The following is a 26016-nucleotide window of genomic DNA, read 5'->3' as shown; positions in this document are numbered from 1 at the left end:
GCTTCCGCTCGGTAGCCATGGCCCAGGAGGCGAACGGCCTGCCCGACGAGGGCCTGTCGCTGTGGCTGACAGAGTGGAAGGACAGCGCCAGCGCCCTCTGGCCTGGGCGCCACTTGGTCGCGTCCATCGGCCGGTCCGTGGCCGGGCAGATCGACTTCTTCCTCCACCCTGACGGACAGGCGCTGAAGGTGGGCATGTTGCGCGTCCATCCCGACTTCCAGCGCCGTGGTCTGGCCAGCGTGATGATGGACGCGTTGTACGCGGCCTATCCCACGGCCTGGATCAACCACGGCTGGCGCACCCCGCAAGGCGCACGCTGGTGGAACGGTTACCAGGAGCCAGCACCGCAGCGCAACATCCATAACAGGCCGCCCGGCGAGTGGGCCGGCTACTTCGACGCGGTGGACGTCGCCGCGGACAAGGCCCAGAACGCGCACACCAACACTTCCTACGGCCTGGACGGCCATCAGGATGCCGTCTACCGCTACGGCGAGCACCTCGAAACGGAAGCGGCCCTGCACACGGCCGCCTTCCGGCCAGCCACACCGGTGCGTGTGGATCCGACGGCCCAACCACTGCACGGCGCAGCACGGCTTGTCCTGCCACCCGCCATTCACGACTTCGTGCACGACTGCACGAAGGATCGGCATGCGAGGGCTGCAGCACTGCTGGAACACATCGGTCACGGGAACCTTCCCCGTGACGCGTACTGGAATGCCACCCGCAATGCGGCGTTCGCCGACGCCCACCACGAGGAACTCTTCAGCAGCCAGCCATCCGGACCCGCCACACACGTGGTGTTCACGCTGCCCCCGGTGGACATCGATCTTCTGCCTCAGGCGCACGCCCTGGCTACGAGCATCGAATTCAGGCACCGAGGCGGTCTTGCGGTCGCCGTCACCGAACTGTCCTGGCGCCAGGCCGACCACCCTCATATAACCCACACAGCCGAGTTCACACCCGCCGTCCCAGCCGCCATTGCCCCTCTCTCAGAACAGTACGCGAGCACCGCCTACCAGAACCGCTACGACGAGAAGGGCTTCCTGCGTCCAGCACCGCGGCGAAACGCGCAGCCCTTCGCTGACCGGGCTGCGCAGATCCAGGCCCTGGCCGAACGACTCCTGCGGGACCAAGCCTCACGCCTCAGAGCGCTTCGACCTCAACCCGCGACACCGCAGACGGCCGTGCCACATCAACAGACGCCCCAGCAACGAACTCCAGGACCGGGCCGTCGCGCATGAACATGCACCCGCAGCCCTCGCCGACGCGTGAACGCCCAGGTGACGCTGCTGGTGCGAGCAGCGACGGGCCGAGGCCGAAGAGTTCCATGGCTCGCCTCCGTTGGACGCCGACTGCCGCGGCGACGCGCCCGTACAAAAGGCACCCGAAGTGCGCCGGAACCGCGCACCAGCCGGACACCTGTGCGACAGCACCCCCTCCTGGAGTGGGACTGGGCCGCCACCGGTCCGGCGATGTCAGTGGCGCGTGGTGGGATAGCGTCACTTACCGCCGACCCGGGAAGCGCCCACATGAGCTTACGGATGCCAGCGCATCGTGGTAGGTCGGGCTCGGGGTCTACCAGGGTGGGCGGGTGTCGCGGAGTGCTGCCGGGGTCTGGTCGGGCAGGGCTGTGTCTTGGTCGGTGCGCAGCAGCATGCCCGGGTCGGGTTCGAAGTCTTCGTCGGGCGGTGCCGGCTGGTGGAAACGTTCGGTGCGCGGGATCGTGACTTCCACCAGCCGGTCCTCCTGGAACATCCACAGCCCGAAGCAGTCGTCATCCTGGTCGCGAAGCAGCACTTGCACCGTGTGCGGATGCGGCCACGGCAGCGACTCCAGGTGCTTGAGTAGGCCCTTGCGGGCGCGCATCTTCTCGAACTCCAGGGCCCACCCGAACTCATAGCCCCAGTGCCCCGCGATCGGGACGAAGCGGCCTCGCCACGTGCGTTCCGGGTCGTCCTGAGTCAGCGGTTCCATGATCTCGTCCGACCAACGGGCAAGCACGATGACCTCGGCATCTCTACTCATGACGGAGTATCACCGCATCCGCACAATCTTCCGCAACCAAATTCCTCAGCCGGCCGACGCAGACAGCAGCAGGTCGAGCGAGTCGACACAAAAAAATCGGCGTTTTCCATCAACAACGCGTACTTGTCGCGCCTCACGCGTCTGCGCTGAGTGGGAACATGACGCTCAACCTTGGCAGCCTGCGGGCCGCCTCGTCTTCATCCCGAACATTCCAGCGCGTCCCGGCCAGGCCCTGGCTGACCGCGTGCTCACCCCGCCGAGTCTTCACAGCCGCATAGAAAGCATCCCCGCACTCGTCGGGATCCCCGGTCACAAGCCCATGGGCTTCCAATGCCACATAGTCGAGCGATTCCCACCCGGGCCAGTCATTACCCCAGGTCCTCCAAGTTCGCCCCGCCAGGCGCAGGACCTCAGGAGTGTCAGCCAGAGCATCAGGGTCGAGCACGGCTCGCCCGAAGGCGTCTTTTCCCAGCCCGACCATCCAGAGGCCGAAGTAGCAGAAGTCGTCATCCGAACACCGGCCGCCGAAGATCCGCTCCGCCGCAGCCACCAGCTCCCAGGTGAAAGCCTGACGGGTCACCTGGTCGAGGCACATCTGGAACTCAACGATCTCCGCCAGCGGCCTGCGCGACAAATCGGAACGAAGCCATGCAAGTCGCGCATCCCTGCCGTCTGCCTGTCGGCGACACGTCTCTACAAGTTCCCAGAAGTTTTCAAGGTTCACGAAGAGCACCCTCGCAGGCGCCACTGACAACGGACGGGCTACCTGGCCCCCATCACCACTTCCGCGAAAGCCAGATCGTTTGAGATCGCCACCGGCCCGAAGTCCCAGAACATCTGGCACCTATGCAAGTCAGCGTCACGTGAACTGCCACCTGCGCTGCGACAGGACACTGTGGCACCTGCACCAAACTCTCCAGCGGGCGGACGCCGCCCGCGCGGCCTGAATCCCGCGGACAGCCTGCCCGACGAGGGCCTGTCGCTACGGCGCCCATGAGTGCGTGCTCCTGATCCGGCCCATTGATCCGAACTACGACCTGGTCCCCGAAGCACCAGGCGGTGTTGGTGCGGGCGTTCGCAGTCGCGTGCGGTGATGCTGAAAGCGTGAGCATCAGCAGCGAGCACCCGGTGAGCGCAGACCAGATCTATCGAGCCCTGGTGGCCTTGGGAGCCGAGCCGCTCTTCGATCCGGAGATGCGGCCCGAAGGCCCGCAGGATGAGGACCGCCGGCGACTGCTCGGTGCCCTGCTGGCCAAAGTGGAGTTGGAGATCACCGCCGCGACCCGGCTGGGCAATGACGAGGACGAAGGCGAAGTGCTGCTGGGATGGATCGAGGAGGCGGGTCCGGACTCTGGCATGACGAACAATGTGCTGATCAACCGGCTGCATCGCACTGGGGTGCAGCTCCTGGGGCTCGACGAGGACGAGACTTTCCCAGGGCAATCGGCCGCCTCCATGGCCATCGTGGTCTCGGCGGACACGTTCGGCGCTCACCTTCGCTTCCAGGACGGCGATGTGGAAGGCGTCCGGAGTGCCCTCGGCCGGGCCGAGGTGTCCGTGATCGAGGTCCAGCAGAGCATGCACGACCTCCGCGTCGCCATCGGCGACGCGGAGGAAGAGGAGGAATAAGGGCGAGCGGTCAGCCATCGGCTGGCGCCGGGAACTGGAAGCCCCGGTGCAGTCGTACCACTGCACCTACAGCCGCGCCTGGATCAGCGTGAAGGCCCACTACCACCTCACCGCCAACCCCACCGAGGCCACCGCCCTGGCACAGATGCTCGACACCTGCGCCTGACCTGACCGCGCGAGAGCCCCGCCGGATCCCTCTGAGTTCTAGCGGTTGTCGCAACACCTCAGTTCAAGGGGTGCGATGGACTTCGAGACCCGCAAGAACAGGACGCCGGGGGGCGGCAAGCTAAGGAGAGGGCGGGGGCACCGGATAGCGTCCGGTCCCGCCGTTGTGGCGCCGGAAGGTCAATCGGCCGGGGCGGCCGTCCACCCGAGACGCTCGCACAGCCCGAGGACCGTCCGGCGCGCGTCCGGGGCGATATGCGAGGGGATGCCGACGGCCGCGTCAAGGACAGCTGATTTCGTCAGACTCTGGCGGAAGACTCCGACTGCCGCGAACGGGTACTCCGCCCCGAAGTCCTTGTTCACGGCGAGGCGGCCAGCCCACACCCGGGCCGGCCGCATCCAGGCGGCGCCGTAACGGGAGATGTCAACGGCCAGGATTACCGGTGCCCCGTCCAGGGACCGCCCCTGCTCCGCCTTTGCCGCCTCGCGGCCGGCCTGGAAGACCGCGTACTCCGCCGACGCCATCGGCCCCTCCAGCTCCCCGCCGGTCACCTGCCACATCAGCGGCCCCCCGCCGGGGCGGACCCGGACCGTGACCGTCACCGGGACGACGTTCTTCTTGTCCTCGACCGTGACCACCGCATCGCCCGCCTGGCCGCCGCCGGCCAGTACCGCGGCCTGGACGCGGACCGCGTCCAGGATCTGCCCGGCCGCGCCGTCCTGCAGCCGCGAGGGGTAGGCGGTGAACTCCAGCTCACCCGCACATCCCCGAGCCCGCCCTCACTCTCGACGAGCTCGCACAGCTCGGCGATCCCCTTCGGGCTGACGGCCGTCACCTCCACCCCGGCCACCGGCCCGGCCCCGCCGCCCGCGCCGTCGGCGAGCAGGAAGTCGGGATTCGAGACCCGGAGATCCCCCAGCCCGTACGGGACGCCGGCCTCGGCCAGCGTACGGGCGATGACGAACTCGCCGCGCATCTAAAGCAACTGGCCGGGGCTGCGCAGGCCGGCGAACTCGGCCCGCTTGGCCCGCCAGCGCGGATCGTCACCGGCGACCCGGTCCAGGGCACCGAGCACGTCCTCCATAGCGTCGAGAGCGGCGCCGACAGCCGCCGGCCCCGCCCCGCGCGACCAGCCGGCCACCGGATGCTCCTCGCCCGCGTCCGCGAGCCACCGATCCAGCACCGGCCGCTTCCTCTCCACCGGGCCGGTCCCGCCCGGATGAGGAAAGACGCCGAACGGACCGTGCTCCCCGGGCACACGGGCGCCGAGCTCGGAAGCACCGCCCTTGCGGCGGTGGTAGTCGCTGAACATGGGACCTGCCTCGCTGACGAACCATCTGGGGCGACGATTCTTCCAGCCGGACCCCACCCCCGGCGGTGCCGTGCCCACGGAACCGGGCCACTGCCGACAAGCCAGGCACGACTCTTCCTCCATCCCGTAGCAGGCAGCAACGCGGCCCGGAAGGGACGACGTCGTCTCCCCGGCGAGCGGAGCCAGCCGCAGCACCCGCTGCCAGATCCCACCGCGATCGCCTCGCGGCGTCCACTGTCCACTCCACACCGCGCCCCATCCGAGCCGGCAGCCATGTACCCACCGCCCGAGGTCCTCTCCCTGGACCACCGCCGCGCCGGTCTCCAGGGGCATGCTGCCGCCGTCGGCAAGCTGGTTCTGGACCAGGCGCAGGCACCGCTGCCATCCGGCGTCCCAGACCGGCGACCACCCGGTGCCGATCTCGTCCAGGGCAGCACGGGGCCGACACTGAACGGCCGGGCTCCGGCCGCTCGGCGTGATGTCGTGCGGGGCCGTGACTCAGGGCCCCGCGGCGGTGAACCGCGAGACCCTCCCCGCCTTAGAGCTGGTGACGCACACAGATGAGGCTGCGCAGGCCGCTGAGGCGCGGCCGTGCCAGCACGGTGGCCAGTCGGCCTGTCCCGGTCAGGACCATCGGAATACGAGCCCCGCCCGCGGTCTTCCAGATCCCGCCGACAGTTTCCAGGGCCTCGGTGCGCCACTGGTGGGTGTGGTGGAGGACGAGTACGGGCTGGGTACGGCGAGCGAGTACGCCGTCGACGTGGCGGAGAGCCTCTTCGGTATGCCGGGGCCGGGCCCACCGTTCCTGGTGGAGCCCGGTCCACAACGCGTCCACGAGGGTCTTGGTGGAGTAGGGGCGACCGCGACGACATCGACGATGTCGTGCTCGCCGAGGTCGACGAGCACGGTGCGGACGGCCCGTACGACGCCGGCCGCGTCCTCGCCGGTCACCGTCATCAGCGCCCTGGCCTCGATCACGGAGACCATCTGGTCCCGCAACCCCGGCCCTGCGGGGCTCTCTGTCGAGAGCGTGTCCATGGGCGCTTCCTTCCTCACGGCATCGGTGCGGCTCCAGCCCACCAAGGCCACGACACCAGCAGGATCAACTCCCCCAAAAGCAGACCGAGATACCTGTACGCGTGGTAGTAGCCCGTGTAGAGGTAGTGGGCCGTAGTCGCCGCCGGGCCCGCGGACCTCCAACTCAGCGTGGTGGCCGACGGCGCGTACGGAGGTGGCCAGCTCCAGCTTGAGCAGGGTGGTGCTCCATAGACTCCCCAGACAGGGCGCAGGTCGGCGAGCCGGGGTCGTGGGCGAAGAACCGCAGGCCGTGGTGGGAGACCTTCGAGTGGACCGGGTGGGCGCACTCGGGACAGGCCATCGCGACGCAGGGACGGGCGCGGTGAACGGCCTCCCATGCCCAGCCGCAGCCGAGGCGTGCCGGAAACGCGCACCAGTCGGACGCCTGTACGACGGCACCACCTCCTCAAGTAGGAATGTGCCGGGACCGGCCCGGCGATGTCAGTGGCACATGGTGGGATAGCGTCACTTACCGCCGACCCGGGAAGCGCCCGCATGAGCTCACGGATTCCCCTGCCGCCCCCGCGGCCGCCCGAGATGACGCCGGAGCGCGCCCGTCACCTCGCCCTGACCGCCCGGATCGCCGAAGAACAGCGGGCAGCCGGGCAGCGTCCCGGGCAGGTCCGCTGTGGCCGTCGTTGAACCGGCCGGACACGGCCGCGCGAGCACGAAGGTGCTGCTGGAGCCCACGCCCCCGCTGACGATCCTCACCACGTCGGCCGACGCCACCCCGGTCACCGGACCGGGAACGTACCGGTCCTCGGTAGTCCCGTCGCCAAGCTGCCCGGCGTCGCCCGCTCCCCACGCCAGCACCATCTGCGGCGAATCCGTCATCGTCGTCGCTTCACCATGTGCTCCTGGCCGTCGACGTCGACGGGCTCCTCGTGCTTCCTTGGGACGGGTCGTTCGTGCCCTTCTCGCTGGAGGTACTGCGCGAGCGCCGCAACCCCCCGCCGGAACGGCGCCGACAACCCGCCGCCCGCCTCGGCTATGCCGGGGCGGGCGGCGGACACGACGGCCGAGGACCGGATCCGGCACCTCACCGTGGCTCTCCCGCCCCAGCACGCCGCCTGGCTCTTCGACGCCCAAAGCAAGGCGCCACCGATGACCGGCTGCGCGAGCTCACCGCCGAAGCCCTGAAGGGAGGTCGACTTCCAGGACAACAGCGTCCCGGGGTGAAGGGGATCGTTTCATGCGCGTGCGCGGAGGCGTAGGGGAAAACCAAGGCCCGCCGCGCGGCCCGGAGCCGTAGCTTATGGTGCGCCCGGCTCCTCGCGCTTGCCCCGGTTCGTGCCCGCGCGGGCGTCGGCGGACGGCACGATCCGCGGGGACGTCGGTCACCTGGACCGGACGCGGGCCTGGTTCGGCCGGCTGCTGTGGGACACGGAACCCGCCGAGGCGGACGCGTATTTCGGGAAGGTGCTGCGGGGCTGCCGAGCGGCACCCGGGGGCTGGGCGTCGGCCTCCGGTGACGCGTTCACCTGCTTTGGGGCCGGGCGGGGTGAGCATGCCCGCTTTTTAGGTCGAGTGACCTATAGTCGTATTCATGAAGATTGATCAGCTGGTGCATGACCCCGAGGGCCCGATTCTGCTCGTCGGTGGATACGGGACGGTGGGCGCGGAACTGGCGAGGGCGGCGCGGGGGCGGTGGCCGCTGCTGTTCGCGGGGCGTTCGCCGGGGAAGGCTGCGGAGCTGTGCCGCGAGGTCTCCGCCGAGGCCCGCCGGTGGGACCTGTCCGCCCCCGAGCCGTTCCACGCCTCCGTTCGAGCCGTGGTGAGCCTGGTGAACGATCCGGACGACCGGGTGCTGCGGGCGGCCCTGGGCGGCGGAATCCCGTATGTGGACGTGACGCGCTGGACGGCCAGGATGCAGCGCGCGGTAGCCCTGGTGTCGCTGGGCTCGCCCACGGCGCCGACGCTGCTCTCGTCCGGGTGGATGGGCGGGGTGGTTCCGCTGGTGGCCGCCGCGCTCGCGGAGCGGCTGGGCGGAGTGGAGAGCGTCGACACCGCGATCCGCTACGACCTCGCCGACCGGGCGGGGGTGGACTCGGTGGAGTTCATGGACCGGCTCGGGGTCGACTTCGAGGTGCTCGAAGAGGGCCGGGGCAGGGTGGTGAGCCCGCTCACCAGCGCCCGTACGCTCACCATCGGCCAGGACCGCACCAGGGTCGCCAGGATCGACACCCCCGAGCAGTTCACCCTGCCTCTGACCCTGGGAGCCCGTACCGTCACCACCCGTATCGGCTTCAGCAGCAACTCCTCCACGTCCACCCTGATTGCCCTCGGCAGGACCGGATTCTTCCGCCACGCCCGGGGCGACTGCTGGCGGCCCGTGCGCCGCCGCCTCCTCTACTCGCCCGGCGAGGGCGGCACCGCGGCCGTCGTAATCGAGGTGTGCGGGCCGGGGCGCTCCCTGACTGCCACCGTGACCGACCCGCGCGGCCAGGCGCACATGACCGCCGTCGGCGGGCTCCTCGGCCTGCGGCGCGTACTCGGTGACGACGGCGCACCGGCGGCGCGGGCCGGGCTCGCCTTCCCCGAGTCGCATCCGCTGCCGGCCACGGTTCTGCCGGCCCTGGAAGCGGCGGGCGTCCTGGTCGACGTCGTGCCGTCTTCTTCTGCGTCTTCCACGGCTTCTTCCGTGGAGGCCGCGTGACCACCGCCAAAGGCGCCGCGCGCCGGGCCGCCCTCCTCGACGCCGCAGAGGCCACCCTCGTCGGCGGCGGGTACACGGCCCTCTCTCTCCGCGCCGTCGCGGACACAGCGGGCATCCGACTCGGCCACCTCCAGCACTACTTCCCCTCCCGGGACAGCCTGGTCGCCGAACTCCTCGCCCGCATCCTCCAACGCTCCCTCGACCGGGTCACCGAGGTGGTCCCGGACGGCAGGCCGGACGAAGTGATCGGTCTGCTGCTCGCTCAGCAGTCCGACACTCAGCTGGTCCGCGTCTTCGTTGAACTGTGGGCCCTCGCGGCGCGTGACGAGGCCGTCGCCGTCGCGGTCCGCGCCTTCTACCGCCAGTACGCGGATCTGCTCGCCCACCGCATCCGCACCCACGCACCCGGCGTCCCGCAGGAGGAACAGCACGCCCGCGCCGAGGTGTTCATCGCCCTGATCGAGGGCAGCACTCTGATGCGCTCCGGAGTGGCGGGCACCCCGTCCACCGCCACGGACGCACTGATCTCCCGTACCGCCCTCGGGATTCTCACCGGGGTGTATTGAGTCTCGGTGTGGGTTGGGGTGTGGGAACGGGGCTGGGCTGGGGTGTTCTTGACCAGCACTACGGCGAGCCGATCACCGGCCTGCAAGGAGACTGGCTGGTCGAGTTCACTTCTGGCACGCACGTCAAGAGGTCGTTGCAACACCCCGTCTGTAGGGAGTTGCAGTGGACTTCGAGATCCGGGAGGACCGGAGGCCGCAGGGGCCCAGGAAGCTACTGAAGGAGCGTGAGCTCTACCTTTCCCTTGTGGATCAAGGGATGGGGAACGCGCAGGCCTGCCGGATTGTTGGCGGGGTGGGTGGGTTGAGGTGTGGGGTGTGGTGTGGTGTGAGCTGAGGTGTTGCAGATCGGGTGAGAACGGCTCGTGGTGCGGCACCCGAATGCCACCGGCCCCACCACCGCACCTCCGGCGCGCCACACCGCCAACGGTTCCCCGCCCTTTCCGGCGGGGAACTTGGCGCCTTCCCGGCACCAGGACGGCAACGCCCGCCCCAGTACCTCCTGCCCGACCCCACACAACCGGGCCAGAACATCCCGCCCCGCCGCGTTCAGCACCACCTCGCCCCGGCTCACCGCCTGTGAGAGCGTCAGTTTGTACGCCACCGGCCCGAACACCCGCGACCCCGGATCCATGCTCGCGATCAGCCGCGGCTCCCCGCCCTCACCACTTCGAGCGTGCTCGGGTGCTTCCCAGATCCGGGCCGTCGCGGTCATGTTGTGGCCTCTCAGGGACGCGCCACCGACGTCCGCGTATGACCCCGACACCGGCGAACGACGTGCTCCCCCTGAGACACATCTATGCGCCTCGCCGCGAATCCGAATCCATCGAGCGAAGTCGGCTCAGCCTCGACCGGGGGCGTCGCGAGGATCGGGAGTTTAGTTTGGACTGGTTGTGTAACTCTAGATAATACGTCTAATGTGACGGGTGGCAGATCGACTGAGGTGCTGGTCGACCAATTGCATGCGTGCAGGGAGGTCAAACGACAGTGAGCACGATCAGGAACGCCACGAGCGTCGCGGCCAGCAGTTCGCCCACTCCCGCGTCCGAGGGGACCGCGAAACCCAGCGAGAGCACATCGAAGAGGACAGGGACCTGGGTGGCCCTTTCCCTGGTGGCGGGGGTGGTCGCAGGGCTCGGGCTGCATCAGTTGCCGGCTGGCCCACGAGCCGACGTCGTCGCGACGCTCGAGACGGTCACGCACCTGTTCTTGAACTTGATCAAGATGGTCGTGGCGCCGCTGATCTTCGCGACGATCGTCTCCGGGATCACGGGCATGGCGCGCTCCAAGGGGCTGGGCTCTCTGTTCGCGCGGTCGCTGGTGTGGTTCGTCTCCGCTTCGCTGCTGGTCGGGGCCTTCGGCTTCGCGACAGCGCACCTGATCGGAGTCGGTGACGGGTTGGCGCTGCGCGACACCGGAGGAGGGGCCGGCCTCGACGCAGAGCCCGTAACCGCCTCCTCGTTCATCGAGGATCTGGTGCCGCAGAGCTTCATCCAGGCTTTGGCCACCAACAAGCCGGTCCAGATCCTGCTCTTCTCGATGCTGTTCGGGCTGGCGCTGCTGGCCGTCCGATCGACCTCGGGCGGCTCGCGGCTCGCCGAGGCCGTCGATGAGCTCGCCGCCATCATGTTGAAGATGACGGGTTACGTCATGCTCCTGGCGCCTGTCGGGGTGTTCGCGGCCGTCGCGGGGGCGTTCACAGCACAGGGGCTCGACGCCCTCACCACGTACGGATCCCTGATCGGTGGCTTCTACGCGGCGCTCGCCGGGCTGTGGGTGCTGCTCCTGTTGGTCGGAGCGCTGTTCCTCGGCCGTTCGATCCTCGCCCTGGTGCGCGCGGTGCGGGAGCCCATGTTCATCGCCTTCTCCACCGCGAGCACCGAGGCGGCGTTCCCCAAGCTGATCAGCAGTCTCACCACCTTCGGTGTCGACCGCAGAACGACGGGACTCGTGCTGCCCTTGGGCTACGCGTTCAACATCGACGGCTCGATGATGTACATGACCTTCGCCTCGGCCTTCCTCGTCAACGCCTACGACGTCGACATCTCGCTGAGCCAGCAGATCCTGATGTGCCTCGTCCTTCTGCTCAGCAGCAAGGGCATGGCCGGGGTGCCTCGCGGCGCGCTGGTGATCGTGGCAGCCGTCGTGCCCGGCTTCGGAGTCCCGGCCGTCGGAGTCGCGCTTCTCCTCGCGATCGACCAGATCCTCGACATGGGCCGCACCGCCACGAACATCCTCGGCAATGCGATCGCCGTCGCCGTCCTCGGCCGCAAGCCGACCACCAACGCAAGTCCCCCAAGCCGACACCAGAGCCCTGCCCCGACCGACACCGTCACCGCCGGCTGAGAACACCGCCAACCACTCCACAAGAAGAACCTGGAACAGACCATGAACGCCGAACAGCACGCAGCCGCCCCCGCACCCCACCTGTACGACCGATCCGGGAACCGCTACCCCCTGGACGATCCCCGTTGGCGAGGCGAGGACAGCAGCCCTCTCGCCGTCAGCCCTCAGCCGGGCTTGCGGCCCGACCAGATCGACACGACCGAACGGTCCCTCTGGCGCTACCACGCGGCACTGCCCGTCCCGGCCGCCCACCGAGTCAGCCTGGGCGAAGGATGCACGCCGATGATCCCGGTCGACTGGGCCGGTCGACGCGTCCACTTCAAGCTGGAGTGGTTCAACCCGACCTCCAGCTTCAAGGACCGAGGCGTATCGGTCATGGTCTCCCACCTCGCAGCACACGGCGCCCGCCGAGTCCTTGAGGACAGTTCGGGAAACGGTGGTTCCTCGGTGGCCGCCTACGCCGCCGCTGCCGGCATCCACGCCAAGATCATCGTTCCCGCCGCCACCTCGGCAGCCAAGATCCTCCAGGCCCGCGCCTACGGAGCCGAGATCGAACTCGTCAGCGGCACCCGCGACGAGGTCTCGGACGAGGCGATCCGGCAGTCGGAGCAGATTCCCTACGCCAGCCACAACTGGCACCCCATGTTCATCCAGGGCACCAAGACCGTTGCCTACGAGATGTGGGAGTCCCTCGGCTTCACGGCACCCGACAACGTCGTCCTGGTGGCTGGGGCAGGCAGCAACATCATCGGTTGCGACATCGCGTTCGGCGAGCTGCTCGCCGCGGGTCAGATCGACAAGCGCCCGCGCCTGTTCGTCGGGCAGCCCGAGCACTGGGCGACCATCGCCGACACGTTCAACGGCATCGCCCCGGTCGGCCGCGGCGAGCGGGTACCGACGATCGCCGAAGGCGCATCCATCGCCAACCCGGTCCGACTGCCCGAGGCAGTGGAGGCCATCAGCCGCTCCAAGGGCGCCGCATACGCCGTCCCCGAGGCGGAGATCCACGCCGCGGTACGCGCGCTGAGCGCGCGCGGTCTGTACGCCGAGCCGACGAGCAGCGTCGCCGCGGCAACCCTCGATCACTTCATCGCGACCGGAGACATCGCGCCGGACGAGACGACCGTGGTCGTGCTCACCGGCGCCGGGCTGAAGTCCGCCGAGAAGATAGCCTCAGTGTTCGATGGGATTTCCAACTGACCTCCAAGAGAGAAGGAGACCGTGATGGCGCCCTCCTCGGAGCCCCCGCACCAGGGCGATACGAATGACGTTGACAACGTGGACCCGTCAGCCGAGTCCTCCCATGACCGGCCCAATGACGAACTCGCAGACGAGCACCTCCTGCAGGAAGCAGAACGCATCGCGGTCGCCATCGGGCGCATGTTCCCGGGCCTGTGCGAGGTCGTCCTGCATGACCTGCGTCGGCCGCGCAGTGCCATCCGCGTCATCGAGAACAACCTGTCCGGGCGTCAGGTCGGCGACTCCGCCACCGAACTGGGGCTACGCCGCATCGAGGACCCCAACTACCCCAGCGTCATCCAGAACTACAGCAACCAGTTCCCTGACGGACGTCCGGCCAAGAGCACCTCGATCGGGATCAAGAATGCCGACGGGCGTTACGTCGCGGCACTGTGCCTGAACCTCGACGTCAGCACAATGTCGCCGCTGGCGCTGACCCTGGCGAACCTCGTCGCCACAGGCAACGAGCACCGCGGCGAGGCCCTCGAGACGCTGCGCGACCGCACCGGGCGCGAACTCCGAGCGGTCATCGACTCCTTCGCGGCGGAGCGCTCCAGCACGCCACGCAGTCTCAACCGCGACCAGAAGCGCGAACTGGTCCGGCAACTGCATCGCGATGGGTTCTTCGAGACCCGAAGTTCCGCACAGCTCATCGCCGACCAACTCGGCGTCTCCCGAGCAACTGTCTACAACTACACAAAGTAGCTGTAGCAAACTGACCACCCTGTTGCGACCCAGGAAGAAGGACCGTGACCAACCCTCCGACCAACCATGTAACCAGCGCTGCGACCAGCCCGGCGGCGCGTCCCGAGGCCGACGCGCCAACCGGCTCCACCGCCATGCGGCTGACCAACAGCACCGCCATGATCGCCCCGCTCGGCCACTACTCGCACGTCGCGGTCCACAACGGCGTCGCCTACATATCCGGTCAGCTCCCGCTCGACGCAGACGGGGCCCCCGCAACTGACGAGTCGTTCGAGACCCAGGCGCGGATGGTCCTTCGCAACGTCGACAACTGCCTGGCAGCGGCCGGCACGGATCGTCACCACCTGATCTCTGTGACCGTCTACGTCACCGACATCGACCAGTGGCCCGAGTTCGACAAGATCTATGCCGAGTGGATCGGTTCGCACCGACCTGCCCGTGCGGTCGCTGGCGTGAGCAGCTTGCACTACGGCGCCGCCGTTGAAGTCCACGCCGTCGCAGCCATCGATGTGGACGACCAAGATTGACCGAGCAGACGACGAACGCCAGCGAGTCAGAGGTCTTCGTTCTGACCACCGGCGGCAGCATCGACAAGATCTACACCCGCCAAGGACAGATGGATATCGGGCCGCCCGCGGCTGAGGTGCTCGAACGAGCAGGCGTCGCCGGCTACTCGATCATCCCTGTCCTGGCAAAGGACAGCCGCGGCCTGGACGATGTGCTCATGCTCGTCTGCGATGGCCTCAAGGGCCTGCCCGAGGCGGTGGAGGCCGTTTGGCCTCGAACGATTGTCCAGACCTGCGTGGTTCACCTCCTGCGCAACAGCTTCCGTTACGCGGCCCGCCAGGACTGGGACAAGGTCGCCAAGGCCCTCAAGCCCGTCTACACCGCACCCAACGAAGACGCGGCGACAGAGCGGTTCGGGGAGTTCCAGGAAGCCTGGGGCCGGAAGTATCCGGCGATCATCAAGCTGTGGGAGAACGCCTGGGCCGAGTTCGTGCCCTTCCTCTCCTTTGACGTCGAGATCCGAAAGGTCATCTGCTCGACGAACGCGATCGAGTCCGTGAACGCCCGCATACGCAAGGCCGTACGGGCCCGCGGACACTTCCCCAACGAGGACGCCGCCCTCAAGTGCGTCTACATGGCGCTGATGAGCCTGGACCCGACGGGGAAGGGCCGCAAGAGGTGGGCCATGCGCTGGAAGGCACCCCTCAACGCGTTCCAGATCACCTTCGAGGGCCGGCTCACCCCGGCCAACAACTGAACCTCAACAACCAAGATCAGCCGTTAAATTGGCTCTGTTCCGTAGTCGGTGGTGACGGCAGGTAACGAGCGTCGTTGACGTTGTATGCGAGATGCCAACTCCCTTGTGGCAACGGTGTTTTCAGGGCTATCGGCACTGGTCATCGATGATGTGGCGGACGACGGCGAGGTGATCCGGGTCTTGGCCCGGACCAGGGATGTTCCCTTTCCCTGCCCGATGTGCGGGATGCCGACGGGGAAGGTGCACGGATACCACGTCCGGACGGTTGCGGATGTGCCGGTCGATGGCCGCCGGGTCGTGGTCAACGTCCGGGTACGACGTCTGGTCTGCCGGCGGCAGACCTTCCGCGAGCAGGTCCCTGGGCTGATCGAGCGCCTTCAGCGCCGCACCACGCGTCTGACCAGCCAGGTCTCGGGGGTGGTCAAGGAGTTATGCGGCCGGGCGGCCGCCCGGCTCACCCGGATACTGGCCCTGCCCGTCTCGTTCGCCACCGCCCTGCGGGTGCTGCGGGGAATCCCCCCGCCGGCGGTGCGGATCCCGCGGGTGATCGGGGTCGACGACTTCGCCCTGCGCCGCCGTCACCGCTACGCCACGATCATCATCGACGCCGAAACAGGCGAGCGCATCGATGTCCTACCCGACCGCGAAGCCGCCACATTGGAGGCATGGCTGCGAGGGAAGAAAGGGATCGAAGTCGTGTGCCGGGACGGCTCGGCCACCTACGCCGAGGCGATCCGCCGGGCCCTGCCTGACGCGATGCAGGTCGGCGACCGCTGGCATCTGTGGCGGTACCTGTGCGACAAAGCCCTGGCCGAGGCCCGCGCCCACGCCCCCTGCTGGGCCGCCGTCAACCCACCCCGGCCCGGCGGCGTCCGCGAGCAGACCACCCGCGAGCGCTGGCACAAAGTCCACACCCTCCTCGACTCCGGCGTCGGCCTGCTCGACTGCTCCCGCAGACTGAACCTCGCCCTGAACACCGTCAAGCGCTACGCCCGCATCCCCGAACCGCCCGCGGATCGCATCGCCCCCCGCTACCGGCCCACCCTGGTCGACCCCTACCGCGACCACCTGCGCCGGCGCTGGTCCGACAACCCGGCTGTTCCCGTCACGCACCTCCTGCACGAGATCAGGGAACTGGGCTATACCGGCAGCGCCAACCTGCTGGTCCGCTACCTCAATCAGGGCCGCGCCGAAGGCGACCGCCCTGTGACGACCCCCCCGCCGCCTCGCCCGGCTCCTGCTCACCCACCCCGAGCACCTGTGGACCAGAGACACCGACCTGCTCAGCCTCCTCACCGCAGCGTGCCCGGAGATGACCGCACTCGCCCGGCTCACCGGCGAGTTCGCCGCGCTCCTGGCCCCGGCCCAGGCCAACGACAACAAGCTCACCCAGTGGATCGCCACGGCCCGCACCGCCGGCCTGCCCCACCTGCACAGCTTCTGCAACGGCCTCGAACTCGACCGCGCCGCCGTGAACGCCGGCCTCACCCTGCCCCACCACAACGGACGGACAGAAGGCGTCAATACCCGAACCAAGAAGATCATGCGGCAGATGCATGGCCGAGCAGGATTCGACCTCCTCCGTCACCGCATCCTCCTGCAATAAGGAGAGAACGCACCGTCACCACCGACTACGGGCCAGACCCGTTAAAATTGACACACCCCTCACCCGACGACTTCACCTGTCCAGGCCTTGGCACACCACACCCAACGACCCACCACCACCAAAGTCACCGGTATTGCACCTAGGGGTCCTGCGCCCGCACCAGCGCGTCGCCGGCAGCTGTGCGGTAGTAGAGGACGGACCGTCCCGTACGGCGGCGGCTGACCAGCCGGGCGTCCAGGAGTACCTTGAGGTGGCGGCCCACCGAGCCGAGACCCTGCCCCGTCATCGCCACCAGGTGCGTCGTGCTCATCGGGCTGTCCAGGAGTACCAGCACGCTTGCCCGCCCGGCGCCGAGCAGCCTGGCAAGCGCCTCCGGAGCGGCGGCCCGCTCCGCCTCCGCCAGCGTGCCCGAGCACGGGTACACCACGGCGTTGCGGTGCACCACGCCGTGAGAGTCGGGCCGGTCTATGGAGATCCATCCCCTGCGCGGCGTGACCGGCGCGAGCAGTAGCTGTGATCCCATCAGTTGCCGGGGCGGGAAGGCCCGGGTGTTGATCTGGAGCCGATTGCCGCCCAGCCACCGCATCTCCGGATGCATGTCGTCCAGTGCGGCAGCCCAGCCCGCCCGGCTCAACTGGCCCGTACGCGCGACGACGTCGGCTTCGATGACGCGCCGTCGCCGCGGCCAGTCGGGCGCCACGGTCTCCCGCCACACCCACTCCAGCAGGTCGGCGATGCGCTCCGGCAGATCGGGGCGCAGCAACGGGTCGGGCAGTGGTCCGCGGTGAGCGATCTCGAGGTCGGTGCGGGCGGTGTCGGCCGGTGTCTCGCGGATCCGTGCGAGCTCGTCGTGGAACTCCGCACCGCCCGGTGTCTCGTCCTCTCGGGACGGCACCGGCGTGAGGAAGTCGGCGATCCAGCGGTGTCTGCCCAGGGCGACGCGCACCAGCAGGCCTGTAACCGGATCGGCGGCCAGCCGTGCCCGGTAGGCAGGTCCGTGGCTGTCCAGCCAGCGGCGCTCGGCGGGATGCGCGGGCGAGTCCTTCTCCAGGACCATCAGGCTCGCTGTTGTCTCGCAGAGGGGCGACACGACGAACCGGCTGCTCGCGAGCGTATCCGCGTTGACTTCCCACCAGCCCAATTGTTTCGCCTCCCCGCGAAACATTACCTCCGTGTCCGACCGCCTGACGACACTGCGGCCATGCGTACGTACCAGGAGCTTTTCAAGACCTCGGAGTTCACCCCGCTGTTCGCGGCCTTTGCCTCACACGTGGCGGCCCAGACGGTGAGCAGAATGGCCGTGGGGACGCTCGTCTACGGTGCGACCGGCTCACCGCTCCTGGCCGCCCTCAGCATGTTCGGCCCGTTGCTGGCGCAGATGATCGGCGCGAGTGTGCTGCTGTCAGCGGTGGACCGCCTGCCGCCGCGCGCCGCAACCATCGGCCTGGCGCTCTTCTTCGCCGTGACCACCACCACCCTGGCCCTGCCCGGCCTGTCCATGGGGGCGATCTTCGCGATCCTGTCGGTACAGGGTATGCTCGGCTCGGTCGGCGGCGGAGTGCGCTACGGACTACTCACCGAGATCCTCCCCGCAGAGGGCTACTTGCTCGGCCGCTCGGTACTCAACATGTGCGCGGGAAGCCTGCAGATCTGCGGCTACGCCGTCGGCGGCGTACTCGTCAACGTCCTGGCGCCGCGCGGGACCCTGCTCACCGGCGCCGCACTCTTCGTCGTCTCCGCGGCCGTCGCCCGCATCGGTCTCGCGAGACGGCCGCCGCGCGCACAAGGCCGCCCGTCCGCACGTGAGACCTGGCGGACCAACGCGTGCCTGTGGGCGGCGAAACCGCGACGCCGCGTCTACCTCGCGCTGTGGGTGCCCAACGGACTCGTCGTCGGCTGCGAGTCCCTCTTCGTCTCCTACACACCACACCACGCCGGACTCCTGTTCGCCTCCGCCGCGGTCGGCATGCTGGCGGGAGACACCCTGACCGGACGCTTCCTGCCCGCCCGCTGGCGCGACAGACTCGGAGCGCCGCCACTGCTGCTGCTGCTCGCCGCCCCGTACCTGATCTTCGTCCTGCACCCGGCACTGCCCGTCGCACTCGCCGCCGTGACCCTGGGATCGATCGGCTTCTCCGCCAACCTGCTGCTCCAGGAACGCCTGATGTCCCTGGTCCCGAGCGAGCTGAGGGGCCACGCCCTCGGACTGCACTCCTCAGGGATGTTCACCATGCAGGGCGTCGCCGCGGCGGTCGCAGGCGGCGTCGCACAGCTCGCCTCACCCGCGACCGCCATGACCGTGATGGCCGCCGCCTCTGCCGCGGTCACCCTCGCCCTCACACCCGGTCTCCGGCGCATGGGACCGGTGGCCGGGGGCGTGTTGGCCGGAGCTGACGTCGGCCGTGAGCTTACCGATACGCGCAAGGGCCTCAGGTCGACGGACACGGCCTGAAGCCCGCTGAGCCGCTAACTGATCGTTTCAGACTGAGGTTCGGAGTCCCCGCCGCCCCGGCTCGGCCCGGCCCCCGCCCCACCGGAAGACCTCCTGCCACCCGCAGCCCCGCATCAGGTGCCGGCTGCACGCGCCCACGAGCAGGACCCCGATCACTACGAGAACAGTGACCACCATTGGTGCTTCCTGCCGGCTTTTGCCGGGCTGTTCGGCCGGTACACGGATAAGAGACAGAGAGGACCCGAGGGGATTCGCGTCCGGCCGAGTTTTCCTTTCGGGTGCGGGCAGGGGCGCCGAGGCTCGGTGATCAACCTTTGGGGCGGGCCTGCTCGCCGTCGGCGGGTGTTTGCGTCCTGGCTCGGTAGGTGCGCTTCTTGGCGAGGGCGCCGCAGGTCTTCATCGAGCACCAGCGGCGGGCGCCCGCGCGGGAGGTGTCGACGAATGGTGTGCTGCACGCGGGGTTTCCGCAGATGCGGACGCGTGTGCGGTGTTCCGTGTGGCAGAGCTCGATCAGATCCCGCGCGACCATGGAGAGCACCGCTGCGGCCCTGTCCCCGTGCCAGCGCGCGGAGGCCGCGTCGGCCGAGAGTTCGGGCACTGAGGGGGGCTCGGCGGCCGCGCTGTTGATTAGCGCGATGTCCTCGCGGGCGGGCGGGGCTTCGTCCGCCAGGGCTTGGCCCGTCCGCTGGATCGCCTCGCGTAGTCGTCTGGCGTGGTCCAGGTCGGCTTCGATGCAGACCGGCGCCACCGTGGTGCAGCCGCTCTCCACGCTCCAGCGGCCCAGGTCCTCTGGCCGGGCCAGCCGTTCGAAGGGCGTGTCCGTGCCGCGGTCGGCCAGGGTGGCGGCGAAGGCGAAGCACAGTCGCGCGTCGTCGAAGCGGAAGTCGGCCTTGGCGCGCTGGCGCCCTCCGCGTCGACCGTCCTTGTCATCCATGTCCACCACTTTATGCGGTTGACATCGCACCGGGCAAGCGATTAGGGCCTGGACGATCGCCGTGAGGCGGTTGGTGCTGCAGCGGAGCTTCCGCAGGAGGCGCCAGCCTTCAAAGTGGCCATGGCCTGCTCGCCGAGGCAGCGGATCTCAGCGCGCTGTCGCCGACCTTCATCGCGGTTGGCGAACTCGACTGCTTCCGCGACGAGGACCTCGACTACGCCGCACGCCTGCGCGCGACGATGATGTGGTGCTTGCTGCCAGTGCGCTTGCCGATAATCTCATCCGCCCTGGTCGGAGTTGGTGTGCGGGGTGTACGGGATGTCGAGCGCGGTCGGTCGAGTCTGCTCCGTCGCGCGGCTATCGATCAACGCGGCATGATGACCAACCGTGCTGCTGCGACTGGCCTACTTGAGCATGGCGAACGCGTTCGCCATGCTGCGCCTGCTACCGATGAGCGATCGGGACAAGGACGTGGAGATCCTCGCCCTGCGCCACCAACTGTCGGTGCTGGAGCGCCAACTCGGTAAGGAGAAGGTGCGGTTCAGCCCGAGCGACCGGGCGTTCCTGGCGGCGCTGCTGCACCGGCTGCCGCGGGACGTGCTGCGCAGGCTGCGGCTGCTGGTCCGGCCGGACACGGTGCTACGTTGGCACCGCGACCTGGTCGCCCGCCGCCACGCCGCCGAGTCCAAGCCGAAGCGCCCGGGTCGGCCCCGCACCGTGCGCTCCATCCGTGCCCTGGTGCTGCGCCTGGCACGGGAAAATCCCACGTGGGGCTACCGGCGCCTCCACGGCGAGCTGCTGGTGCTGGGCGTGACGGTGGCCCCCTCCACGGTCTGGGAGATCCTGCGGGAGGCCGGGATCGATCCGTCACCCCAACGGAGCTCAAGTACGTGGGCGGGCTTCCTGCGCTCGCAGGCCGACGCCCTGCTGGCGTGCGATTTCTTCGAGACGGTCACCTTGTCCGGGGCACGGATGTACGTGCTCGCAGTGATCGAGCACGGCAGTCGGCGGATCCGGATTCTGGGCGCCACGGCACACCCGACCGCCGCCTGGGTGGCGCAGGCCGCGAAGAATCTCGTCATGGACCTGGAGGACGCACGCTGCCGGGCGCGGTTCTTGATCCGGGACCGGGACGGGAAGTTCCCCGCCTTGTTCGACGCGATCCTCGCCGATGCGGGCATCGAGGTTGTGCTCAGCGGCGTCCGGATGCCGAGAACGAACTCGATTATGGAGAGGTGGGTGCAGACCTGCCGGCGCGAGCTGCTGGACCGCACGTTGATCTGGAATCAGCGGCATCTGCTCCACGCCTTGCGCGCGTTCGAACAGTTCTACAACTCCCATCGGCCGCATCAGGGCATCGCGAATGCCCGCCCGCTGTATCCATTGCCCACGCCGATCACTGATCCGGACGAGATCGCCCGCCTCGACATACACCGCTGCGATCGCCTCGGCGGCATTCTCCACGAGTACCGACATGCCGCATGACCTCAATGGATGACGTTTTCGGCAAGGGCAACCCCAGACTCCTTCCGGTCGTCATGACCGGACCAACCTCGCCGAGCACGGCCCCCGATGAGCCCAGAAGATCAAAAACGCTGACAAGCACACCCCAGATCCGCTACAGAGAGCTACTTGTCACTTCGCCGTAGCTTCGGGAGAACAGGGCCTTGACCCTCGACTTGGTGGAGGGCTCAGAGTGCTGGGTGTGGAGAGCGAGATGCGCAGTATTGGTGAGATGGCCCGGGACAGTGGACTGAGCGTGAGCGCTCTGCGGTTCTACGACGGTGCTGGCGTGCTGGTCCCGGCCTGGGTGGATCCGGTGAGCGGCTACCGCTGGTACGGCCCTGAGCAGCTTGAGGAGTCCCAGTTGCTGGCCCGGCTGCGCCGGGCTGGTATGCCGTTGGCGGACATTCGGCTGGTACTGGCCGGATGGTCCGGTGCGGACACCGACCTGGTGCGGAAGCTGCTCCAGGCGCATCTGCGTCGTCTCGAACTCGGGCTGTCCGATGCCCGCAATGAGTTCTCCACGATCCGAGCGCTACTCGAATGCAGGGAGAACCCCATGACTTCGCTCCGCACCACGACCGTCCGGTCGGCTGTCTTCGCACCTGAGCTGGCCGCCGCGCTGGACGCGGTCCGCTTCGCCGCCAGCACCGACCCCGAGCTGCCGATGCTTAGCGGTGTCCTGTTCGACATCGAGGGCGACGAGCTCCGTGTCGTGGCCACCGACCGGTACCGGATGGCTGTCGCACAGGCCGCTACCACCGGGCATGGCGGCCCCCGTGTGCAGATCATCGTGCCGGCCCCGCTCGCCGACGCGATGCGGGCGCTGCTGAGTGACGACGCATCCGTTCAACTCACTGTGGATGGTGACCGCGTGGCCTTGGAGACGGGGGACCGTCAGGCGGCTGGCCAGTGCCTCGATCACGACTTTCCTGATTACCGTCGCCTCGTCCGCCTGCCAGCAGGGCGCCGTGCCCTTGTCGATGTCCCGGCTTTCCGGGAGATGGTGGAAACCGGCCCCGTCCGTGCAAGCGAGGTGCGCGAGCAGGACGGCGTGCCCTGTGATCTCAGCGTGCTTAAGGTGGCGGCCGACGGCGTGGTGACCGTCTGCGAAGACGGTGACGACGATCAGGACCACATCGCCGTCAACCGCGAGTTCCTACTGCATGCCCTCGCCGCCGGAGCCCGGGACCAACTGATTCTGGAGTTCGGCGCCCCTACAGCGCCCCTGGCGATCCGCCGAACCGACACCGAGGACACCTTTTCGATACTGATGCCTGTCCGCCTGGAGAACTGACCACTGGGGCAGGCGCTCCGCCGGTCTCCCTCGGCGATCAACTTGGGGCCGGGTTCAAGGCGCTGCTGGTGCGGTCCTTGGACTCGGCTTCTGCGGTGCGGGGGCTGGGCAGCGTGGCCGCGGCGAGATCGAGGCGGACGGCCATGTCGAGGTTGACCTCGCCGTACCGGCGCATACGGGCCCGCGCCGCCTACTCGGAGCACGGCGTCACAACTCGTCCGGGCAGGGTCTGGGGCGTGCGAGCTCGTCCTCTCCGTTCGGAACGGGGCGGAGTATGCACATGACAACATCCTCGGCTGGATAATTACGTCTCATGATGGAAGCTGTGTTGTTGGTGCTGGGGGCGGTCCTCGGATACGTAGGTCACTGGGCCAGACGGCACTTGACCGAAGGCACAAGCGCAAGGACGCCGATGAAGAACGCATCGGTGAACTGCTAACCAAACTGTTCGAGTTCCGAGATCTGAAGGGCAATGACACCGGGAGGCAAGGCCGCGACCTTGCCAAGATGTTGGCGCCTGAAGCAGCGCTTCTGAGGAATAGGAAGCTACGTCGGCGCGTACTGGAGGCCACCTCCAGCCTTCAGACTTTTTGGATAACCACGCCCCCGGAAAACACGGTCGAATCGGTCCGGACAGTTTGGGCCGAAGACGCCATAGCTTGCTGCCAGGCCGCGCTGCGAGGTGACAGACTCCCCGGGCACGAAGTCGAGCTACAGCTCCACCTCTTTGCCTTTCGTGAGGTTCTCGATCGAAGCATGCGCGGCCTAAGCGAGGCACTGGCCGACTACGTGGCCGACCCGGCCCTTATCGCCCGGCAGCGAGCGTTCAAGAGGTGGCAAGCGAAGCAGCGCCCGTTCTGGCGCCGTACACCTCGCATGTGGGTCATGCTGCTTCGTTCCGAGTAGCAAGGGCAACAGGGCTCGGCTTGGCCCCGCTGGCGCTCGTGCGGGTGACGCAGCCGACGGCCGGGTCCTGCCCCACTCATCGAGTCCTCGCTCGGCATGTGACGCGCGGCCGGCCCGCTTCCGCCGGGTGGTGCGGAGTGGTCCCCAAGGCCCGCGCCCGCCCGATACCGTGGTGGCACAAGCCAGTTCCGCGCCCTGGAGGCCCCGATGAGCGAGAAGCCGGCCCCCGCCGACACCGCAGCCCGGCAGCAGCTGGACCCCGCCGCCGCCGACGGGTTGCGCGTGTACGCGGCCAGGACACGCGAGAGCGCCGACCAGCTCGCCGCCGTCCTGGAGGACATCGCTGCCAACGGCCTGCCCGCGGTGGAGGACTGCACGCCCTGGGAGGAACTGCGCGAGGCACACCTCGCCCGGCTCGCCGCCCAGCGCCCGGCCGTCGCCTGATGGCACCGCAGCACGGCCGCCGCGCCCGAATCGCCTTCTCCGACGCCGCCGCGAAACAGCTGGAGAACCTGACCAGTGAAGCCGAACTCCACGCCCTAGACCGCGCCCTGGTCGTCATCTCCGTCGACCCCGACGCCGGCGAACCGCTCCCCGGCGACACCACCGGCCCCCAGCTGCGCCAGTACGCCGACGACGTCGAGCGCGTCCGGCTTCTGTACTGGGTCACGGCACTCCGGACCGTCGTGGTCGTCGCGTACATCGAGGCCTGAACCGTCAAGGAGTTGAAGTGCGCTCCGCACCGTGCCGGTGTGCTGACATCCCTGACCGGTATTTGCCCGGCGACGTGTGGTGGCGTCTGGGCCGACGCCTGAACGCCGACGGCGGGACGCGGGTGAAGATCCATCCGCTGAACCAGTCGCAGGTACCGCGCCCGCTCCAGCGGATGGTGGAGTACCGCGCGATTGGCTTTGTACGTGAGAACGGGCTCTGGTCCACTTCCTGTGGTCGCGTACGCAGCGTGAGTGCCGATCTTCGTCATGCCGCATCGGACGAAGGTGCAGGTGTACGCCGACACCTGGTGCACGGAACTCCCCCCGGGGAGCGCTGGACCTACTCCAGCGGTGACCGCGGCGCCGAGGCGGGCTCGTCCGGGTTCCTGCGTCGGAGGGCCGCACCATCGCTGATCGGGCCCGATACGTTGGTTGGATGGGAGCCTCTGTGCAGTATGACCGCCCTGGTCACGTGATCTTTCTCAACGGCACATCAAGTGCTGGTAAGACCACCTTGGCCCGCGCGATCCAGGAAGAAAGCGATGAGCCGTACCTGTACTGGGGCATCGATACGCTGTTCTCGATGGTGCCGGAGAAGTGGGCCGGCGCCCGCGGCGGGCACTTGAGCTTCGAAGGGTTCCGCTACGACCGGTCGGAGCATGACGAGGACGGCCGTCAGCTGATCAGCATCCGGTACGGCGACGTCGGCCGCCGGATGCTTGCCGCCGCCTGTGCGTCGGTCGCCAAGCTGGCGCTCAAGGGCTGCAACGTCGTGGTCGACGAGATGCTGCTGGATCCCGATCTGCTGGAGGACTGGCTCCAGGCGCTCTCCGGCGTAGAGGTCTATCTCGTTGGGGTGTACTGCCCGGTCGATGTGCTGGAGGAGCGGGAGGCGGCACGGGGCAATTCGGCGGGCCTGGCGAGGGGGCACCTGCGGACGGTTCATGCCCATGAGGCCAGGTACGACCTCAAGGTCGATACCAGCAAGGTCCCCGCGCAAGAGCTGGCGCGTACGGTTCTTCGGGCTCACTCGCTGGCTGTAGCAGCGGGGCACTTCGGAGGCGGGTCCGCCGCCCGTCATTTCTGATGACCGTGTCCGAGGTACAGCCGGCCCCGAAGTCCATGGTGAGTCGGCATCTTCGGGGTGACCACGAAGGCGTGATGCGGGCAATTGATCGGTACGTAGCGCAGATACAGCTCTTTGCGCCTGAAGGGCTGATACCGCACGTGCAGCAGGTGTTCGCCATGGTTGAGCAGGTGTGCGGTGGGGGCATCTGCCGAGGGCGACTGGCTCCAGCTCAAGGCCGTCCTGGCCAACTGCCCTGAGATGGCAGCACTCGCTGAGCATGTCCGCTTCTTCGCCCACATGCTCACCCACCTGCAAGGCGACCAGCTGCCGACATGGATCGAAGCGGCCACCGCCACCACCGAGTTGCCCAGTCTCCGCCGGTTCGCTCAGCACCTCGAACGCGACCTCGACGCCGTCACCGCTGGCCTCACACAACCGTGGAACTCGGGTGTCGTTGCGGGTCATGTCAACCGGATCAAGATGCTCAAGCGTCAGATGTTCGGCCGCGCAGGATTCGCCCTGTTGAGGAAGAGAGTCCTGCTCTCGTGACTCAT

At 68.3% G+C, this 26016-nt stretch carries 25 protein-coding genes and 4 pseudogenes; 19 read left to right on the top strand and 10 right to left on the bottom strand.

Annotation, left to right across the window (positions count from 1 at the left end; genetic code table 11):
• Positions 1–17 precede the first annotated feature (17 nt).
• The gene (locus OG978_RS01220) at positions 18–1241 is read left to right on the top strand and encodes a GNAT family N-acetyltransferase (RefSeq protein WP_326763401.1); all 1224 of its coding nucleotides are present in this window, start codon (positions 18–20) and stop codon (positions 1239–1241) included.
• Between the two features lie 334 nt (positions 1242–1575).
• Here OG978_RS01220 and OG978_RS01215 read toward each other — a convergent pair whose 3' ends face one another.
• A complete protein-coding gene (locus OG978_RS01215) occupies positions 1576–2025 on the bottom strand; it encodes a hypothetical protein (RefSeq protein WP_326763400.1) in 450 nt (149 codons plus the stop codon).
• Positions 2026–2158: 133 nt separating this feature from the next.
• Positions 2159–2749 carry a DUF4240 domain-containing protein gene (locus OG978_RS01210; RefSeq protein ID WP_326763399.1) on the bottom strand — a complete coding sequence of 197 codons (591 nt, stop codon included), beginning with the start codon at positions 2747–2749 and terminating at the stop codon, positions 2159–2161.
• Between the two features lie 341 nt (positions 2750–3090).
• Here OG978_RS01210 and OG978_RS01205 point away from each other — a divergent pair, with 341 nt between their 5' ends.
• Positions 3091–3654 carry a hypothetical protein gene (locus OG978_RS01205; RefSeq protein WP_326763398.1) on the top strand — a complete coding sequence of 188 codons (564 nt, stop codon included), beginning with the start codon at positions 3091–3093 and terminating at the stop codon, positions 3652–3654.
• 345 nt (positions 3655–3999) lie between these two features.
• Here OG978_RS01205 and OG978_RS01200 read toward each other — a convergent pair whose 3' ends face one another.
• The 5 genes from OG978_RS01200 to OG978_RS01180 form a co-directional block, all read right to left on the bottom strand.
• Positions 4000–4458: a hypothetical protein gene (locus tag OG978_RS01200; protein WP_326763397.1), complete on the bottom strand. Its 459-nt coding sequence runs from the start codon at positions 4456–4458 to the stop codon at positions 4000–4002.
• Positions 4419–4796: a hypothetical protein gene (locus tag OG978_RS01195; RefSeq protein ID WP_326763396.1), complete on the bottom strand. Its 378-nt coding sequence runs from the start codon at positions 4794–4796 to the stop codon at positions 4419–4421. Before OG978_RS01195 ends, OG978_RS01200 begins: the two co-directional genes overlap by 40 nt.
• Entirely contained in the window at positions 4797–5132 is a 336-nt protein-coding gene (locus OG978_RS01190) for a hypothetical protein (protein ID WP_326763395.1), read from the bottom strand. It abuts the gene before it with no gap.
• A 624-nt stretch (positions 5133–5756) separates the two neighbouring features.
• Positions 5757–6170, bottom strand: coding sequence for a hypothetical protein (locus tag OG978_RS01185; protein WP_326763394.1), 414 nt, complete (start codon positions 6168–6170; stop codon positions 5757–5759).
• 540 nt (positions 6171–6710) lie between these two features.
• Positions 6711–7043: an RCC1-like domain-containing protein gene (locus OG978_RS01180; protein WP_326763393.1), complete on the bottom strand. Its 333-nt coding sequence runs from the start codon at positions 7041–7043 to the stop codon at positions 6711–6713.
• A gap of 177 nt (positions 7044–7220) precedes the next feature.
• Here OG978_RS01180 and OG978_RS48150 point away from each other — a divergent pair.
• The 10 genes and pseudogenes from OG978_RS48150 to OG978_RS01135 form a co-directional block, all read left to right on the top strand.
• Positions 7221–7423 (top strand): annotated as a pseudogene (locus tag OG978_RS48150) (hypothetical protein); the annotation flags it as partial.
• 332 nt (positions 7424–7755) lie between these two features.
• Entirely contained in the window at positions 7756–8865 is a 1110-nt protein-coding gene (locus tag OG978_RS01170; protein ID WP_326763392.1) for a saccharopine dehydrogenase, read from the top strand.
• Positions 8862–9431 (top strand): TetR/AcrR family transcriptional regulator, encoded by a 570-nt coding sequence (locus OG978_RS01165; RefSeq protein WP_326763391.1) that lies wholly within the window; start codon positions 8862–8864, stop codon positions 9429–9431. Before OG978_RS01170 ends, OG978_RS01165 begins: the two co-directional genes overlap by 4 nt.
• Positions 9432–9594: 163 nt before the next feature.
• Positions 9595–9720 (top strand): annotated as a pseudogene (locus OG978_RS48145) (IS30 family transposase); the annotation flags it as partial.
• 806 nt (positions 9721–10526) lie between these two features.
• Positions 10527–11774, top strand: coding sequence for a dicarboxylate/amino acid:cation symporter (locus OG978_RS01160; RefSeq protein ID WP_326763390.1), 1248 nt, complete (start codon positions 10527–10529; stop codon positions 11772–11774).
• A gap of 42 nt (positions 11775–11816) precedes the next feature.
• Positions 11817–12974, top strand: a complete 1158-nt coding sequence (locus OG978_RS01155; protein ID WP_326763389.1) for a threonine synthase — start codon at positions 11817–11819, stop codon at positions 12972–12974.
• Between the two features lie 78 nt (positions 12975–13052).
• The gene (locus tag OG978_RS01150; protein WP_326763388.1) at positions 13053–13718 is read left to right on the top strand and encodes a helix-turn-helix transcriptional regulator; all 666 of its coding nucleotides are present in this window, start codon (positions 13053–13055) and stop codon (positions 13716–13718) included.
• Positions 13719–13762: 44 nt separating this feature from the next.
• Positions 13763–14245 carry a RidA family protein gene (locus OG978_RS01145; protein WP_326763387.1) on the top strand — a complete coding sequence of 161 codons (483 nt, stop codon included), beginning with the start codon at positions 13763–13765 and terminating at the stop codon, positions 14243–14245.
• 173 nt (positions 14246–14418) lie between these two features.
• Positions 14419–14982, top strand: a pseudogene (locus tag OG978_RS01140) (IS256 family transposase); the annotation flags it as partial.
• Between the two features lie 84 nt (positions 14983–15066).
• A pseudogene (locus OG978_RS01135) lies at positions 15067–16588 on the top strand (ISL3 family transposase).
• Between the two features lie 139 nt (positions 16589–16727).
• Here the strand turns inward: OG978_RS01135 and OG978_RS01130 are convergent.
• Positions 16728–17729, bottom strand: a complete 1002-nt coding sequence (locus tag OG978_RS01130) for an ArsR/SmtB family transcription factor (protein ID WP_326763386.1) — start codon at positions 17727–17729, stop codon at positions 16728–16730.
• Between the two features lie 60 nt (positions 17730–17789).
• On the opposite strand from OG978_RS01130, the gene OG978_RS01125 reads away from it, so the two are divergent.
• The gene (locus OG978_RS01125) at positions 17790–19040 is read left to right on the top strand and encodes an MFS transporter (protein ID WP_326763385.1); all 1251 of its coding nucleotides are present in this window, start codon (positions 17790–17792) and stop codon (positions 19038–19040) included.
• Between the two features lie 307 nt (positions 19041–19347).
• Here OG978_RS01125 and OG978_RS01120 read toward each other — a convergent pair whose 3' ends face one another.
• The gene (locus OG978_RS01120) at positions 19348–19974 is read right to left on the bottom strand and encodes a CGNR zinc finger domain-containing protein (protein ID WP_326763384.1); all 627 of its coding nucleotides are present in this window, start codon (positions 19972–19974) and stop codon (positions 19348–19350) included.
• Between the two features lie 387 nt (positions 19975–20361).
• On the opposite strand from OG978_RS01120, the gene OG978_RS01115 reads away from it, so the two are divergent.
• Together OG978_RS01115 and OG978_RS01110 are read left to right on the top strand one after the other, a co-directional pair.
• Positions 20362–21459 (top strand): integrase core domain-containing protein, encoded by a 1098-nt coding sequence (locus OG978_RS01115; protein ID WP_326763383.1) that lies wholly within the window; start codon positions 20362–20364, stop codon positions 21457–21459.
• Between the two features lie 220 nt (positions 21460–21679).
• On the top strand, positions 21680–22774 hold the full coding sequence (locus OG978_RS01110) for a DNA polymerase III subunit beta family protein (RefSeq protein ID WP_326763382.1): 1095 nt from the start codon (positions 21680–21682) through the stop codon (positions 22772–22774).
• 37 nt (positions 22775–22811) lie between these two features.
• On the opposite strand, the gene OG978_RS01105 is transcribed toward OG978_RS01110, so the two are convergent.
• Entirely contained in the window at positions 22812–22949 is a 138-nt protein-coding gene (locus OG978_RS01105; RefSeq protein WP_326763381.1) for a hypothetical protein, read from the bottom strand.
• A 938-nt stretch (positions 22950–23887) separates the two neighbouring features.
• On the opposite strand from OG978_RS01105, the gene OG978_RS01100 reads away from it, so the two are divergent.
• From OG978_RS01100 to OG978_RS48140, 4 genes are all read left to right on the top strand, one after another.
• A complete protein-coding gene (locus OG978_RS01100) occupies positions 23888–24124 on the top strand; it encodes a hypothetical protein (protein WP_326763380.1) in 237 nt (78 codons plus the stop codon).
• Positions 24124–24393 carry a hypothetical protein gene (locus OG978_RS01095; RefSeq protein WP_326763379.1) on the top strand — a complete coding sequence of 90 codons (270 nt, stop codon included), beginning with the start codon at positions 24124–24126 and terminating at the stop codon, positions 24391–24393. The genes OG978_RS01100 and OG978_RS01095 overlap by 1 nt, the downstream gene beginning before the upstream one ends.
• A gap of 436 nt (positions 24394–24829) precedes the next feature.
• Entirely contained in the window at positions 24830–25480 is a 651-nt protein-coding gene (locus OG978_RS01085; RefSeq protein ID WP_326763378.1) for a chloramphenicol phosphotransferase CPT family protein, read from the top strand.
• Between the two features lie 177 nt (positions 25481–25657).
• Entirely contained in the window at positions 25658–26011 is a 354-nt protein-coding gene (locus tag OG978_RS48140) for a transposase (RefSeq protein ID WP_442817872.1), read from the top strand.
• Positions 26012–26016: the final 5 nt, after the last annotated feature.

This window comes from Streptomyces sp. NBC_01591 (assembly GCF_035918155.1).
In the GTDB taxonomy this organism is placed as follows: Bacteria; Actinomycetota; Actinomycetes; order Streptomycetales; family Streptomycetaceae; genus Streptomyces.
This window is presented reverse-complemented; position numbering and strand designations above follow the sequence as displayed.

What these genes read in the sequence shown, in the direction of transcription:
- OG978_RS01220 (WP_326763401.1), top strand. Translation starts at nt 18, where the DNA reads ATGGCCCAGGAGGCGAACGGCCTGCCCGACGAGGGCCTGTCGCTGTGG.
- OG978_RS01215 (WP_326763400.1), bottom strand. Translation starts at nt 2,025, where the DNA reads ATGAGTAGAGATGCCGAGGTCATCGTGCTTGCCCGTTGGTCGGACGAG.
- OG978_RS01195 (WP_326763396.1), bottom strand. Translation starts at nt 4,796, where the DNA reads ATGCGCGGCGAGTTCGTCATCGCCCGTACGCTGGCCGAGGCCGGCGTC.
- OG978_RS01190 (WP_326763395.1), bottom strand. Translation starts at nt 5,132, where the DNA reads ATGTTCAGCGACTACCACCGCCGCAAGGGCGGTGCTTCCGAGCTCGGC.
- OG978_RS01185 (WP_326763394.1), bottom strand. Translation starts at nt 6,170, where the DNA reads ATGGACACGCTCTCGACAGAGAGCCCCGCAGGGCCGGGGTTGCGGGAC.
- OG978_RS01180 (WP_326763393.1), bottom strand. Translation starts at nt 7,043, where the DNA reads ATGACGGATTCGCCGCAGATGGTGCTGGCGTGGGGAGCGGGCGACGCC.
- OG978_RS01170 (WP_326763392.1), top strand. Translation starts at nt 7,756, where the DNA reads ATGAAGATTGATCAGCTGGTGCATGACCCCGAGGGCCCGATTCTGCTC.
- OG978_RS01155 (WP_326763389.1), top strand. Translation starts at nt 11,817, where the DNA reads ATGAACGCCGAACAGCACGCAGCCGCCCCCGCACCCCACCTGTACGAC.
- OG978_RS01125 (WP_326763385.1), top strand. Translation starts at nt 17,790, where the DNA reads ATGCGTACGTACCAGGAGCTTTTCAAGACCTCGGAGTTCACCCCGCTG.
- OG978_RS01120 (WP_326763384.1), bottom strand. Translation starts at nt 19,974, where the DNA reads ATGGATGACAAGGACGGTCGACGCGGAGGGCGCCAGCGCGCCAAGGCC.
- OG978_RS01105 (WP_326763381.1), bottom strand. Translation starts at nt 22,949, where the DNA reads ATGCGCCGGTACGGCGAGGTCAACCTCGACATGGCCGTCCGCCTCGAT.
- OG978_RS01100 (WP_326763380.1), top strand. Translation starts at nt 23,888, where the DNA reads ATGAGCGAGAAGCCGGCCCCCGCCGACACCGCAGCCCGGCAGCAGCTG.
- OG978_RS01095 (WP_326763379.1), top strand. Translation starts at nt 24,124, where the DNA reads ATGGCACCGCAGCACGGCCGCCGCGCCCGAATCGCCTTCTCCGACGCC.
- OG978_RS01085 (WP_326763378.1), top strand. Translation starts at nt 24,830, where the DNA reads ATGGGAGCCTCTGTGCAGTATGACCGCCCTGGTCACGTGATCTTTCTC.